This is a genomic window from Shewanella sp. LZH-2 (assembly GCF_016859145.1).
Taxonomy (GTDB): Bacteria; Pseudomonadota; Gammaproteobacteria; order Enterobacterales; family Shewanellaceae; genus Shewanella; species Shewanella xiamenensis.
This window is the reverse complement of the sequence record NZ_CP069350.1, coordinates 4,127,175-4,142,220: the sequence shown is the minus strand read 5'-3', so window position 1 is coordinate 4,142,220 and position 15,046 is coordinate 4,127,175. Positions and strand designations below refer to the sequence as shown.

Sequence of the window (15,046 nt, the reverse complement as noted above, 5' to 3'; positions counted from 1 at the left end):
GCAATGTCCATACGTTTTCGGCTAACGCACCAAGCCCTAGGGCTAAATTGTAGAGAACATAAAATGAAAACATCTATGCCAACGTCTTTTATCCCAAAAACCATCACAGTGGCGACCTGCGCCGCACTGTTTGTGTCTATGGCGAGCTTTGCCGCCCCAAGCCTTAAAACCGATGCAGATAAAGCGTCTTACAGTATCGGTGCCTCTGTCGGTAACTACATTTCTGGCCAGGTTTATAACCAAGTGGAACTGGGCGCAGAAGTGAATGTGGACTTAGTGGTTCAAGGTTTTGTGGACGCGCTGAAAAAACAACAGCAATTAACCGATGAAGAAGTGGTGACGTATCTCAATCAACGCGCCGAAGAATTAAATCAAGTGAGAAAAGCCAACGCTGAAAAATTAGCTGCTGAAAATACCAAGGCGGGTGAAGCCTTTCTTGCTGAAAACAAAAAGAAAGCTGGCGTGATTGTGACCGAATCCGGCCTGCAATATGAAGTGTTAACCCAAGGAACCGGTAACAAACCTAATCCTGAGGATGTTGTCACCGTAGAATACGTTGGCAAGCTTATCGATGGTACTGAATTTGAAAATACCGTTGGCCGCAAAGACCCTACGCGTTTTGCCTTAATGACGGTAATCCCTGGTTGGGAAGAAGGCTTAAAACTGATGCCTATGGGCTCTAAATACCGCTTTGTTATCCCAGCAAACTTAGCCTATGGCAATGAATTTGTGGGTGAAATTCCACCGCAATCTACCTTGATCTTTGAAATCGAACTGAAAAATATCGAAAAGCCAAGTGAGAAAAAAGAAGCCCGCATGATGGGCATGATGCCTGCTCACTAAGAGCAAACATCGGGGACTGAGCGTTCGGTTTTGTTCGCTCAGTCATAAGCCTGGGGCGGCAAGCAAAGAGGTTAGGTATGGCAAGTTTAGGGTTCACCATCGCACTCCTATTAAGCGGATTTGTTGCTTGGATATTTTGGCAACACGCACGCTTAAATCAACAGCAAACCGTTGCGGGGCTGCCTTTAGTCTCCCCTGGGTTGCCAGTGCTGTGCAGTGGTGTATTGCTTGCTATGACGCTCGCTATCTACAGCCAAACGGGGCGTTATCAGGATTGGGATAAGGGCATAGTCAATGAACATATTGACTACTTAGTGGCAGCCGACATTACCAAAGCCGTTCGCCTGGTGGACGATCAACCACAAAACCCGCTGGCATTGATGTCACTTGCCCAGGCCTATAGCGCGGGTGGTTTATACAGCGATGCGGTGCAGACCTTAGACAAGTTGCTTGCGTTGGTGGGAGAGGATGCCGAGGTGCTCGGTGCTAAAGCGAATGCACTCTATTACCGCGATGGTCGCCAAATGACGCCGCAAACCCAAGCGCTGATTGCACAGATCTTGGCGTTTGCGCCCTTTGAGCCGCAGACCCGCATGTTACAGGCCACCGATGCGTATCTTCATGGGCGTTACCAAGAGGCGATAGACCATTGGCAGGCACTACTGTTACAGCCAACGGCAGAGATTAATCGTGAGGCCATTTTAAACGCCATTGGCAAGGCCCAAAGCAAATTGAATGAAAGTGGATATTAATCAAGTCGCTAGCCATTTTCAGGCATGTAGGAACGATAACGATATAAATAAAAACGTCGGTATAAAACCGATAGATGGAGGATGTTGTGAGTGAAAATATAGAGAGACGGAGGTTCCTTAAAAGCGCTGGCATGTGCTCTTTGATGTTAACACCTTTAGCGGGTTGTTCGGTCAAAGAAGATGCTGACAGCGCCCATAAGTCCCATTACGTCATGGTGTTTGACCAAAATAAATGTGTCGGTTGTGGTGATTGTAAAACCGCCTGTAACCAAGCAAACAACTTACCCGCGGGTGTTTCTCGGGTAATCCTTGAGCAGCAAAGTGGTCGTGTTGAAGGTCAAGCCTGCCCTCATTGCGGCAAGATGAGTTGCGACTGTGAGCGTAAGTTTGTGCGGGTTTCCTGCCAGCAGTGTAAAAACGCCCCCTGTGTCACGGTTTGTCCAACGGGCGCGGCGCACCGCGACGCGAAAACGGGCATCGTGACTATGGATGCGAGCAAATGCGCGGGTTGTAAGTACTGTATTGGTGCTTGCCCTTACAACGCCCGCTACATCAACAAAGAGACGGATGTGGCCGATAACTGCGATTTCTGTCTAAACAGTAAGCTAGCCAAGGGTGAATTACCCGCCTGCGTGCAGAGCTGTAAGTACGATGCGCTGATCTTTGGTGATGCCAACGATCCTCAGTCCTATGTGAGTAAGTTATTGGCGGTAAAAGACTCAGTGCGGATTAAGCCGCAGTTTGGTACTGAGCCGAGCTTACGTTACATACCAATCGTCAAACTGGGAGTGTAAATATGGATACCAGTATGGAATTTACCCTCGGCTTATCCCAAGGCGTTGCTTGGCCTTGGCCGATTGCAGTGTATTTATTTTTCGCGGGGATTTCGGGCGGGGCGTTAACCATTGCGCTGGCGCTGCGTTTTTACCTAGGCCAGGTTGAAAATACCGCCTTCTTAAAAGCCGCGACTTTGCTGTCCTTTGTAACCATTAGCTTAGGGATGTTATGTCTGGTACTCGACTTGACTAACCCCTTATTCTTCTGGCGAATTTTGGTGTTTTATAACTTAAATTCTGTGATGTCGATTGGTGTTATTGCGCTGTCGGTGTATATCCCGTTAGTGGCAGTGGTGGCACTTTTAGCCCTCGAAAAAGAGCTGATGGCCATCCCACAATTGAAGTTTTTAGCGCCGATTATTGCCAAGTTAAAAGGCTTTAGACGCCCAATGGAAGCGCTCGTTTTAATACTGGCGTTATCAGTGTGTGCTTACACAGGCTTCTTGATTTCTGCGCTGATCCGCTTCCCGCTGATCAACACCTCGGTACTCCCTGCGCTGTTTATTGCCTCGGGTCTATCCGCGGGTGGCGCTTCAGCCAAAATGCTGGCGGTGTGGTTATTTAAAGAGCCCCTGCACAGCGGCGAAATGAAGATTCTGCACGGCGCTGAGTGGCCCATTATGTTCGCCGAAGCCATGTTTATTTTCATGATCGCGACAGCACTATTAACGGGTAATGCCGGTGGTCAATTTGCTTTTGCCGCCTTCCATGAAGGTGTGTGGGCAAGCGTATTCTGGATTGGTGTTGTAGGTATCGGCTTTGCCGCGCCACTGCTACTGAACTTTGCGACGGGTAAACATTTTAGCCATTCGGCCAAAGCGTTTTATATGTCGGGAATGTGTGCGGTAGTGGGGATGATGTGTCTACGACTCTTTATCCTGTTAGCGGGCCAAAACTACGCGATTTAACGATGTACTAAGGCCTCGGCCTTTGATGAACCATTTTTTTATCAACCCTCGTCGCAAGAGGTCTGTCCCTGCAAGGTGCCTTGGCGAGGCGTTGATATTTTTCAAAGGATTAACAGCATGAAAAAGTTCTTTGGGTTGTTACTACTCGCTCCTTTGTTATTAGGCTGCAATAAGAGTGAAGCGACCGATCACCAACACAAAGCCGAGATGATCCACGAGCATGATCGTTGCCACCTATGCGGTATGGTGATCACTAAATACCCTGGACCAAAGGGGCAAGTACACCTTAAGGCCGAGAAGATGGTGCCTAAGTTTTGCTCTAGCCGCGATATGTTTAACTTTGCCTTACAGCCTGAAAATAAAAGACAAATTGCTTACATGATGGTGCATGACGCCGCGACAACCGATTGGGAACAGCCTGACGATGGCGCCTTTATCGATGCCGCCAGCGCATTTTATGTTTACGGCACCAGTAAAAAAGCCGTGATGGGGCCAGCAGTCGCACCTTTTAGTACTAAAGCCGCCGCCGAAGCCTTTGCAAAGGAATACGGTGGACGCGTATTAACCTTTGAAGATATCACTCTCGAATTACTCGCTGGCGATAAGTAGGCGATTGATCATGCTGCGTTTATTGCTCCTCTGTTGGCTCTGCACCTTATCCTTTATCGGTGTGACGCAGGAGTTAAGGGTTAAAGATACTGCCTCTTTAACCCAAGCATTGGCGCAGGCGCAGGACGGTGACACACTCGTACTTGATACCGCAGTGTATGAAGGTAATTTCAGTGTCACCCGCTCCATTCATATTAAGGCCGAAGCGGGCGCGACCCTCGATGCCCTACGCCAAGGCAGCGCCCTCACCATTACTGCACCCAAAGTGATTGTCGAAGGGCTCAATATCCGCCATTGGGGGCGGGATCTTTATTACCATGATGCAGGCATTTTATTGCAGCCCGGGGCAGACGAGGTGCTTATCAAGGGCAATCGGCTGGTGGGGGATGGCTTTGGGATTTATGGCGAACAACTTGCTGCGCCCCGTATTCTTGAAAATAGCATCAGTGGCAATGGCGCTATCTATGTATTAGACCGAGGCGATGGGATTTTCCTTAAGCATGTGACCGCGCCCGATGTGCAACAAAATCATGTTATCTTTGTCCGCGATGGGATATATCTCGAGTCGGTGACGGACAGCAAAATTCACCATAATCAATTCGCTAAGCTTCAATACGGCATCCACTACATGTATACCCGAGGTGATGAAGCCTCAAACAATCAAGCGATTAGCGTCGACGGCGGCTACGCATTGATGAATTCACAACAAATCTACCTGCACCATAATCGCGTCAGCCAAGCGCGGGACTTTGGCATTCTGCTTAATATCACCAACGACTCTCATATTCAGGCGAATATCGCCACAGACGTGAAGCATCCCCAAGGTTCGGTAGAACTCGGTAACGAAGGCAAGGGCATTTTTATCTACGCCGCGCAGAATAATCGCATTCAAGATAATGAATTTAGTCACAGTGATACTGGGATCAGCATGGCGATGGGCGGCGAAGCAAACCGCCTTTGGCATAATCGTATTTTAGCCAATCAGACCCAAGTTAAGTACGTCGGTGAAGCTCAGCTGGAGTGGAGTTATCAGGGGCAGGGCAATTACTGGTCTGAATACCGCGGCTGGGATGCTAATGGCGACGGAGTGGGGGATGTTACCCACAGACCCAACGACAATTTAGACAAGCTATTTTGGCTCTATCCCGAGGCGAAACTACTGATGGAAAGCCCGGTGGTATTGCTGCTGCGTTGGGTAGAGCGACAGTTTCAGCCAACGAGTGTCAGCGGTGTGAGTGATAGTTTCCCCTTAATGCGACTGACCACAGAGGGAGATGGAATATGAGCCATTTTACCAACAACGCCATCAATCCACAGGCGCTGACATTAATGACAAAGCAAACTGCCGCCCAAGGGCAAGTGGCTGTTAAGGCCGTGGGATTGAGCAAGCGGTATGCTGAATTTGAAGCGGTAAAAAATCTTAATTTTGAGGTGCTTACAGGCCAAACCTTAGCGCTGCTAGGCCATAATGGTGCCGGTAAATCTACCCTGATCAAAATGATTTTAGGCTTGGTATCCCCAAGCGCGGGCCAGTTATTTGTGCAGGGGCAAGAGGTACAAGCCAAGCGGGTCAATGCGAGTTTATCTTTAGGCTATTTGCCTGAAAATGTAAGCTTTTATGACAATATGACGGCGCATGAACTCTTAAGCTACTTTGCCAAGCTTAAGGGCGTTGAACCTGTGCGAGTCAACCTTTTACTGGAAGAGTTTGGTCTTATGGCGGCTAAGGATAAACGGCTGCGCACCTTTTCCAAGGGAATGCGCCAACGTTTAGGCTTAGCGCAGGCGGTGCTGGCCGACCCTAAAGTGTTGCTGCTGGATGAACCGACTGTCGGGCTCGACCCTCTGGCATCGGCCTTTTTGTATCAAAAAATGGCGCAACTTAAGGCCCAAGGCTGCGCGATCATTATCAGTACCCACGAGTTAGGTTTAGTGCAAGATCAAATGGATAGCGCGCTGATTTTAGGCCAAGGCCAGATGCTTGCCTCGGGGAATTTGCATAGTCTTAGGGCTGCAACCTCGCTACCCAGCCTGATTGAATTGCATCACTTTACGCCGCTGCAATATCAGCAGTTGCTAAGCCAAGCGTTGTTCGCCTCACTGTTAGAACCCTCAGCCTCAGACCGAGTGTGCTTAAGGGTGCCTGATGCGCTAAAAGCCAAGGTGATACAGCAATTACACTCCCTGAAGATCCATGAGTTTTCTATTGTGCCGCCGAGTTTACAGGATATTTTTCATTGTTATATGGCGAATCTTCACCCCCAGAGCGGGTCCAGTTGCAACACCTTTGCGGGTACAGAAAACCTTAATTCGGAGTTAGTGGCATGAGCCAAATCTGTCAGTTAGAAAAGCAGCAAGGCTTGTCGAGTTTTCGTCCTCCTATGGCGCTGGCATTGATTCAAGCCGTTGCGGTAAAAGAATTTAAAGACAATCTGCGTAACCGTTGGTTATGGCTTATGGCGGGTATGTTATTGATTCTTTCGCTGTGTGTGAGTTTTATGGGCAGCGCAGTATCGGGCAGTTTAGTGGTATTTGAGAGCGCGCAAATTTTTTCTGGTTTAGTCACGCTCGCGGTGTTTATTTTACCTTTGGGTGCCATTTTACTTAGCTACGATAGCTTTGTTGGTGAGCGGGAATCGGGCACCTTGCTGTTGTTGCTGACTTACCCCTTAGCCCGTTGGCATTTGGTTTGTGGCAAATTACTCGGCCACGCCTATGTGATGGCCACTGCCTGTTTATTGGGATTTGGCTTAACGGCCTTGTTGCTGCTTGTCCTTGGAGCCGAACACGCACGGCTGGCCTTAGTGATTGGCTTTATTCATCTGATGGGTAGCGGAATTTTATTGTCCTTAGTGTTTGTACTCTTAGGTTACTGCGTGAGCCTGTGTGTGCGGGAAAAAGCCAAAGCTTTAGGTGTATTACTGCTGCTTTGGTTTGTGTTGGTGTTGGTCTACGATTTGGTACTATTAACAGCCCTCGTCAGTATGGCTGAAGTACTGAATCGTCAACTATTTAACCTATTGATTTTAATCAATCCTACCGATCTTTTCCGGGCTTTAAACTTACTCGCAAACCCTGCCGATACCTTATCGGCAAAGAGTACTCTCGCCCTAATTTCCCAAACGGGTATGGGCTTGCCCTTAATGTATGGTGTATTTGTGGGCTGGTTGACTGTTTTGCTACTGGTTTGTTGCGTTATTTTTAATCGCCAAGAAGTTTAGATACCCCTGCATTAGTTTAAATTTACGCTTAAAAAACAATAGGTAAACTGAGTGTAGAGTCACAGTATTTTATGTTGTTAAAAGGTAAAATAAGCCATCTTGATTTGGTAGCCACAAGTCACGGTTGCTCTCGGGTGAAACTGAGTTTCACTGTGTTTGCCCGTTGTTAGCGCAATCATAGTCTATTGTTTTGGCTTAGTTTTGGGCGCTTAACATGCATAAAATTACTTCATACCTCATGCTAGATGAACAGGCCAAGCTGCTGGTTGACCATGTTCATGGAACCGAGATCGGCCTGACTTTTTCAGAAGCCGCCGTACTCGTGTTGCTGCTGTCATCGCCGAATGCCATTTTTACCAAGGAAGAATTGCTGCAAGTAGGCTGGCCAGATCGCGTGGTCGCACCAACCTCTTTGACCCAATGCATCAGCACATTACGTAAAAAATTAGAGCCTTATACCGAGGTACAGCTCAAAACTGTGGCGCGCCGCGGTTATCAATTGCACGTCTCAGAACAGTCCCATGTAAAAATGTTGGCGATTAACGATGCCGATGCTATCCGCGATGCGATTGTGGGTGTCTCTGCTTGGACTAAGGTTGCTGGTATCGTCATGCTGGGGATGATCCTCACCTTGATCTGGTACTGGAGCGATCACCATGCTGTGGTGAAGCATGTCGCGAAATGGAATGCCGATAAATATATCAGCCTGAATATTGGTGGCACCTTAGGTACGGCGCAGGTGTTGTATATCGATGATGAAGAGCATTTACACCCCTCGTGGTGGCAAAAACATTTAGCCCCAGAAGGCAATCATATCGATGGCTTACCTTATTTCAGTGCCTTTGCGTCAACGGATGGTAAAAACTATTCGATGGCAATATGCCCTGCGTTAGATGCCAAGGATTGTACTGGCAAAGGCATCATCAATATCACTTCGATTGATGCTAAACCCGCTGGCCTGAGCATGGCGGAATTTATTCCACTTAGTAAAAAGATGGAAGAGCGGATCCGCTACAACCGTGTAGTCTTACCTGTTGATGATAAAGGGGTTGGGGAGCTACTGGAGCATAACTACCATGCGGATATTTATTTTCCGGTGGCTGGTGAGTTACTGGTTCGCACGGATCTCAGCATGTCGCTGGTGTACGAGGGGCAAAGTCGAGGCAAGTTTTACTCCACCTCATGCATTACCGATCAGGACTGTTTAACCACACCGATTAAGTACACGATTCGGGGCGATTTTGAGCAATATCAAACCCAGATAGGTGATCTCAATGTGGATGTTTTTCATGTCAAAGTATCACAAAAAGAGCTGACCAAACCCGATGAAGTGAGCCACTCGGCAATGCAGTTTTACCGCGCGATTCGTAAGCACGATATTCGCGATGAAGATCTGTTCTATTATCGGGTTTATCAAAATAAGGACACAGCCGTTTGGATCGTCCCGCAAATGGGGCAACTGCTGGCGTGGACTCAGTACACCCAAGTCAAACTCTAACTTCGCATGTTATTAAAACAGCCGATAGCCATCGGCTGTTTTGTTTTGGGCTCGTCGCTCAAAAGCGTGTATTAAAGACTTTGCATTAACTTTCTATCATAAAGTGTGAGTTTCTTTTACATCCCACCATATCGCCAGTTACACTGCCAGACCATGCTAGCAAGCATCTAGATTAGCCAAAATACCAAAAATACAAGAATAACAACGGAAGGAGTCTCTTATGTCGGACCGCCTGATCCCCGCCTTATTACTGTCAACAACAGTACTGACGGGATTAACTGCCTGTGGTGATAACACCAAGGAAACCGCCGCTGCCGCCAGCGACAATGCTGCAAAAGTACAAACCAGCGCAGCGCCCGCCGCCAGCCAACCCGCCATGCCGATTGGCATTAACCTCGCGGCCATGTCGCCCAAGGTGAAACCCGGCGATGACTTTTATACCTACGCCAATGGCGAGTGGATGAAAACCACTGAGATCCCCGCCGATCGCTCAAGCACGGGTGCATTTTTAGTGGCTTTCCAAGAGACGGAAAAGCATAAGACCAGCCTGATTGCCGACTTAGTCAAGGCCGAACACGCCGCTGGCAGCGATGATGCGCGCATTGCCGATTTCTACAAGGCGTACACTAACACTGCGGCAATCGATGCGGCGGGCATGAAGCCAATGGAAGCCGATTTAGCCCGTTATCAAGCCATTGCGGATAAACAGACCTTATCGGCGGCGCTTGGTGCTAACCTGCGCGCTGATGTGGACCCGCTCAATGCCACCGACTTTTTCACCGAAAACCTCTTCGGTATTTTCGTCACCCAAGGTCTGGCGACGCCGGGCGAAGTGCTGCCTTACCTACTGCAAGGCGGTTTAGGTTTACCCGAGCGCGAATACTATCTGTCGGACGACCCTAAAATGGTCGAGATCCGCACCGCTTACCGTGCCTATATCGAGACCCTGCTGACCGATGCGGGCATCAGCGATGCCGCTGCCCGTGCCGAGCGCATTTTTGCCCTCGAACACAAGATCGCTAGCGCCCACGCCAGCCGTGAAGACAGTGAAGATTTCACTAAGGCATCGGGTGTGTGGAGCCGCGCCGACTTTGACGCTAAAGCTCCGGGCATCGACTGGACCGCCTTTTTAGATGCCGCCCAGCTTGGCAAGCAAGACAGATTTGCCGCTTACCATGCCAGTGCCATTACTGGCCTGTCGGCGTTGGTGGCCTCTGAGCCGTTGGATGCGTGGAAAGACTGGCTGATATTCCACCATATCAACAGCCACGCCGATGTATTGCCATCGGCTATCGATAACGCTTCTTTTGCCTTTAACGGCACTAAGCTGTCAGGCACACCCGAACAGCGCAGCCGTGATAAACGCGCCTTGAGTGCCTTGGATGAGTACCTTGGTGATGCCGTGGGCCGCGCCTACGCCGAGCATTATTTCCCGGTCTCGGCCAAGGCCGAAGTTAGCACTATGGTGGATAACATCGTCAGTGCCTTTGGTAAGCGGGTCGAAAAACTCGAGTGGATGGACCCTTCAACCAAGCAGGAAGCCTTAGCTAAGGTCGCGACCATCGCCGTTGGCGTGGGTTACCCTGATAAATGGCGCAATTACGATGCCTATGCCGTATCGCGAACCAATGCCTATGCCAATGCTATCAATGGTGAAAAGGTGGAATACGCCCATCAACTCGCCAAAATCGGCAAACCAATGGACAAGGGCGAGTGGTGGATGACGCCGCAAGTGGTTAACGCAGTTAACCTGCCGGTGCAGAATGCGCTTAACTTCCCTGCGGGGATTTTACAGCCGCCATTCTTCGATGCTAAGGCCGATACCGCCTACAACTATGGTGCGATTGGCGCTGTGATTGGCCATGAAATCAGCCATAGCTTCGATAACAATGGTGCGGCGTTCGACTCGACGGGCGCAATGCGTAACTGGTGGACGCCAGCGGACTTTGCTCAATTTGCCAAACAAGGTGAGGCACTGGCTAAGCAGTTTGATGCCTATGCGCCATTCCCAGATTTGCATGTAAACGGCAAGCTGACCTTAGGTGAAAACATTGCCGACGTGGCGGGCTTAGCGGCCGCACTCGATGCCTACCATGCCTCGCTTAACGGTAAACCTGCACCGGTTATCGATGGCTTTACCGGCGACCAACGCTTCTTTATCGGCTTCGCCCAGACTTGGGCAACCAAGATGCGTGACGAAGCCCTGCGTGCCCGCGTGGCGACCGATGGTCATGCCCCTGGCATGTACCGCGCGCTGACCGTGCGTAACTTAGATGCTTGGTACACAGCATTCGATGTGAAACCTGGCGACAAGCTGTACTTAGCGCCAGAGGATCGCGTGAAGATCTGGTAAGTTCATCGTCTTAAACAGCATCAACTAAGGGGAACATATTGTTCCCCTTATACTTTGCGCTATTCAACCATTAGAATATTTAGCGGTTCGCCGAAGTCCTGTAAGATGATGCTTGAGTATTTTCATTGCGATTAAGGGATGAGGCATGAGTGTAGAAAACCGCTATTTTTACGAACCGAGCAAAGGACATGGACTGGCGCACGATCCCTTAAATGCCATTATAGCCCCCAGGCCTATAGGTTGGATCTCCTCCCGCAATGCACAGGGACAACGCAACCTTGCGCCCTATAGTTTTTTCAATTGTTTCAACTACAAACCACCTATCATCGGCTTTGCCAGCACGGGCTGGAAGGACAGTGTTGCTAATATCGTCGACACCGGCGAATTTGTGTGGAATCTCACTACCCGCAGCCTTGCCGAGAAAATGAATCAAACTTCCGCCATGTTACCCCGTGGGGAGGACGAGTTTGCCTTTGCCGGACTTACCCCAAAGGCTGGCACTATCGTTCAAGCCGAGCTGGTGGCCGAAAGCCCAGTGAATTTTGAGTGTAAGCTTTCTCAATGTATTCAATTAACTGCCGCCAATGGCGACAAGATTGATACTTGGCTTGTCTTAGGTGAAGTGGTTGCCGTGCATATCGCCAAGCATTTACTCGATAGTGACGGCGTGTATCAAACCGCCCTCGCCGAACCCGTGCTGCGCGCCGGCGGCCCATCGGCCTACTATGGGATTTCGGAAGCGTTACGGTTTGATTTGCATAGACCACAGGTGTAAGGGGTTGCTCATTCGCCGCAGGGCTGTGAGTTTTTAAACTTCGTTTGAGTTTTGGTATCTCATGGCAGAGCAATCTAAAGCTTTTTTTAAAATCAAAGTCAAAGTCGTGGGGCTTCACCCCACACCCGACCAAGGAGGACTGCTCGTCCTATCCTCCTTGGATTCTCCAAGACGCCCCTAGCGAAGTTACATGCATTGGTTACCTGTCTCATACTCCAATAAAAATCGCCTAACGGCTCAGATGGGACATCCCTGTCCCCCCGAGCCTGCGCCATCATCCATGATGTCGCCACGGCATTTTTATTTGCGTATTTCGACAACTTCGCAGGGGAAGGTGAACTTCTGCTATTTCTGGGTTAGCTGTGTATCTCAAAAGAGTTCTGCCTGTCCCATCTTTTTTGGCGGCTTCCTTCACTCGCCGAACCCGTGCTGCGGGCTGGCGGCCCATCGGCCTACTATGGGATTTCGGAAGAATTAAGGTTTGATTTGCATAGACCACAGGTATAGGTGATGGTACTCAAACTACGTTTGAGTTTTAAATCAAAATCAAAGTCGTGGGGTTTCACCCCTGATTTTTAATCAAGAGTCGGCCAAGAGGGGATCAACAGCAATTCCCTCTTGCCTCTTTGTTAACAAGAGCCTTACTAAACAACGTCTATATCTAACTGCCAGTACATTATCCATAACTCTCGTTCATAACGCTGCTTTACAGCACTCTCCTAGCAAATTTACATGCTTTAGTGACTGAATTTAATATAAAAAACTACCTTAATGGTGGTTTTTTAACGAGTGCTTGATTAGTATTAACTCACTTTTATCTATTCAGTAACAGAGACCCCTATGGCAAAACATATCAGCTTTGGCACGCCAGTTAACGATGCCGAGCGTTGGGCATTCAGTTTACTTGCCGAAGAGCTTCCCGATGATTATTTGCTACTAACCAATGTCGAAATCCCCACGCAATCGGGACAGGCGATGGAGGTTGATGCCCTAGTCGTTGGGGAATGGGGGGTATATGTTGTTGATGTTAAAGGTTACATGGGAAGACTGAATGCAGGGCTACATGCGTGGTTACTCGATGGTCGTGATGTGGATAACAGCCTAGCTAAAGCCAATTATGTTGCCCGTGTACTCGCCGGTAAGCTCAAGCACAAAATCCCCGTGGGTGTTTATGCTCCTTGGTGCCAAGGCATGGTGTTTGTTACTGGACGCAAAGGGGAGGAAATTGAGCTTGAGAAGGATGAAGGCACACTGAGTATTTACACGCCCAAGCAGATCATCGCCGCGTTAACAAAGGAATGGGGCTTAACGGCTCCACACAAGCATCCGGTAACGGAAAAGCAAAAGGAAATAGTGCTCAATACCATAGGTCAAGTGGCATTGGTGGAGCAACGCAATAATAAGATCCAAGATTTTATTAAGCTAAAATGCTTGTTTTTACAGCAAGGACTGGAGGTATGGCAGGCCGAATATCAACCGGGAGGTTGGACTGCACCATGGTTACTGAAGATTTTATTACCCATTCAGTTCGATCACAGTGAAGAGGCCGCGGTGCATGAGCAGCGTTTACGGGATGAATTTCAGCGCATGCAGGCACTATCAGGGTGCAGTGGCGTCCCCTACTGCGCACCGCTGATCCAAGACGGCGAACAATTAGTGCTGCCTATCCGCATGCCGCGTGGCTTGCCGATGAATATGCTCTCGCTCACCGAATTAACAACCTATCAATTACTTGAAATACTTCGCCGCTCTGTTTCGAGCCTACAGCAAATACATCGTCGCGGTTATACCGTTGGAGGGTGGGCGGAAAACTGCGTATTTATTTCAGAGGAAGGTGACGTTGAGTTTATTGATATTAAAGACTCTATTTCAACATCGGCGGATATTCAGCTGTATGCGAGTCGTTTTCTTGCCCTCGCGGAACAAACGCGCCAGCCACGCATTTACCAATGGTATCGACAGGCCATAGCAGGAGGCACCAATGATTTGGATGCACTGCGCAGCGATCTCAGTGCCATTATCGACATTGGCGTGTGTGATACGTTACCGCAAGCTATTGTTATCAAAGAGGGAGCAGTCGTTGATCACCATTACCGCCTCGAACGCCAGATCACCGAATCCGTCCATAGTCAATTGTGGCAGGCATTACACCTTCAGGGACAATATGCATGCGGATTATCAATTTATCATCAGGTCGATGCCGATTGGCCAATGCTAAGTAACCTCTATCGCAGTTTATCGAAGATATATCATCCCCATATTGAAAAGGTGTTAGCTTTTGGCCAATTGCCAGAAAGCGAAGCGCTATTTATCGCTAGGGCATGGGAGCAAGGCGACGCTATTGATACTGTGTCAAATATTGAAATAGGGCAACCGAGACAATGGTTTACTCAGTTATTGTCCGCGCTGCAATACTTGCATCGCCTTGATATTTTCCATGGTGCCATCTGCCCCAAAAACATCATTTGCCATGCTGACAAGGCGGTATTAGTGAACTTTGGGGTCGGACTCGATATTGCAGCAAGCTATTATGCGGCCCAATATGCCGATCCAACCCTATGGTCATTTGAAGGTCAGGCCGAGCGGGATCTTTTTGGACTCGTCGCCAGCTTTATTGATGCGCTGACCCCTGCCTCCTTGAAAGGGGATATGGGGCAAAAAGACATCATTAATGCGTTGCATTCATTTGATAAACAATGGTTTGGAGAGGAATTGTTTGATGCTTGTCACCAAGTGCTCTCCTTTGAATTACCTTTAGATCCCAAACGCAGTTATGCCGAACAGTTTGGGATTGTTTGCTAACTTTGCGTGGCGGTTAAGGGTAGGCAGGGCGCGGGCAAACCGAGTTGTAGCTTTTAGTGTTAACCGTGGGTTTGGGTGGAGTTTCTAGCTTTAAATCAGAGTCAAAATCAAAGTCGTGAGACTTCACTCCCTATTTTTTATAAAGAGTCGACCAAGGAGGACTGCTCGTCCTATCCTCCTTGCCTATTGTTTTCACATCAGCCAAGACATCCCTAGCGAAGTTACATGCATTGGTTACTGGCTTCGTGCTTATTCGAAAATTGCTAACGCTTCCGATGGTACATCCCCCCTTTGTATTAAACAGATAGTCCGAAAGCTAGCGAGGCATCCAGGCCTCGCTCACGCGATTTTCTTCAACGCCCTTTCGCAGGGGAAGGTGAGCTTCCGCTATTTCTGGGTTAGCTGTGTATATCAAAAGAGTTCTGCCTGTCCCATCTTTCTTGTACTAT

Annotated in this window: 12 protein-coding genes; all 12 read left to right on the top strand. The window is 48.9% G+C overall.

Features of this window, described 5'->3' with window-relative positions; all coding sequences use genetic code 11:
* Positions 1 to 63 precede the first annotated feature (63 nt).
* Complete coding sequence (locus JM642_RS18205; protein ID WP_037413888.1) at positions 64 to 843, top strand: FKBP-type peptidyl-prolyl cis-trans isomerase; 780 nt, start codon at positions 64 to 66, stop codon at positions 841 to 843.
* A gap of 77 nt (positions 844 to 920) precedes the next feature.
* Positions 921 to 1,595: a tetratricopeptide repeat protein gene (locus JM642_RS18200; RefSeq protein ID WP_203432296.1), complete on the top strand. Its 675-nt coding sequence runs from the start codon at positions 921 to 923 to the stop codon at positions 1,593 to 1,595.
* A gap of 86 nt (positions 1,596 to 1,681) precedes the next feature.
* A complete protein-coding gene (locus JM642_RS18195; RefSeq protein ID WP_037413892.1) occupies positions 1,682 to 2,389 on the top strand; it encodes a 4Fe-4S dicluster domain-containing protein in 708 nt (235 codons plus the stop codon).
* Positions 2,390 to 2,391: 2 nt separating this feature from the next.
* Positions 2,392 to 3,339: an NrfD/PsrC family molybdoenzyme membrane anchor subunit gene (nrfD, locus tag JM642_RS18190; protein WP_037427338.1), complete on the top strand. Its 948-nt coding sequence runs from the start codon at positions 2,392 to 2,394 to the stop codon at positions 3,337 to 3,339.
* Between the two features lie 117 nt (positions 3,340 to 3,456).
* Positions 3,457 to 3,948: a nitrous oxide reductase accessory protein NosL gene (locus JM642_RS18185; RefSeq protein ID WP_037413896.1), complete on the top strand. Its 492-nt coding sequence runs from the start codon at positions 3,457 to 3,459 to the stop codon at positions 3,946 to 3,948.
* Between the two features lie 10 nt (positions 3,949 to 3,958).
* The gene (nosD, locus tag JM642_RS18180) at positions 3,959 to 5,233 is read left to right on the top strand and encodes a nitrous oxide reductase family maturation protein NosD (protein ID WP_203432295.1); all 1,275 of its coding nucleotides are present in this window, start codon (positions 3,959 to 3,961) and stop codon (positions 5,231 to 5,233) included.
* Positions 5,230 to 6,276 carry an ABC transporter ATP-binding protein gene (locus JM642_RS18175; RefSeq protein ID WP_203432294.1) on the top strand — a complete coding sequence of 349 codons (1,047 nt, stop codon included), beginning with the start codon at positions 5,230 to 5,232 and terminating at the stop codon, positions 6,274 to 6,276. The genes nosD and JM642_RS18175 overlap by 4 nt, the downstream gene beginning before the upstream one ends.
* Positions 6,273 to 7,169 carry an ABC transporter permease subunit gene (locus tag JM642_RS18170; RefSeq protein ID WP_203432293.1) on the top strand — a complete coding sequence of 299 codons (897 nt, stop codon included), beginning with the start codon at positions 6,273 to 6,275 and terminating at the stop codon, positions 7,167 to 7,169. The genes JM642_RS18175 and JM642_RS18170 overlap by 4 nt, the downstream gene beginning before the upstream one ends.
* 214 nt (positions 7,170 to 7,383) lie before the next feature.
* Positions 7,384 to 8,667, top strand: a complete 1,284-nt coding sequence (locus tag JM642_RS18165) for a helix-turn-helix domain-containing protein (protein WP_037413903.1) — start codon at positions 7,384 to 7,386, stop codon at positions 8,665 to 8,667.
* 220 nt (positions 8,668 to 8,887) lie between these two features.
* Positions 8,888 to 11,020: a M13 family metallopeptidase gene (locus JM642_RS18160; RefSeq protein ID WP_203432292.1), complete on the top strand. Its 2,133-nt coding sequence runs from the start codon at positions 8,888 to 8,890 to the stop codon at positions 11,018 to 11,020.
* A 145-nt stretch (positions 11,021 to 11,165) separates the two neighbouring features.
* Positions 11,166 to 11,795, top strand: coding sequence for a flavin reductase family protein (locus JM642_RS18155; protein WP_203432291.1), 630 nt, complete (start codon positions 11,166 to 11,168; stop codon positions 11,793 to 11,795).
* Positions 11,796 to 12,635: 840 nt separating this feature from the next.
* Entirely contained in the window at positions 12,636 to 14,597 is a 1,962-nt protein-coding gene (locus tag JM642_RS18150; protein ID WP_203432290.1) for an NERD domain-containing protein kinase family protein, read from the top strand.
* The last annotated feature ends 449 nt before the right edge of the window (positions 14,598 to 15,046 follow it).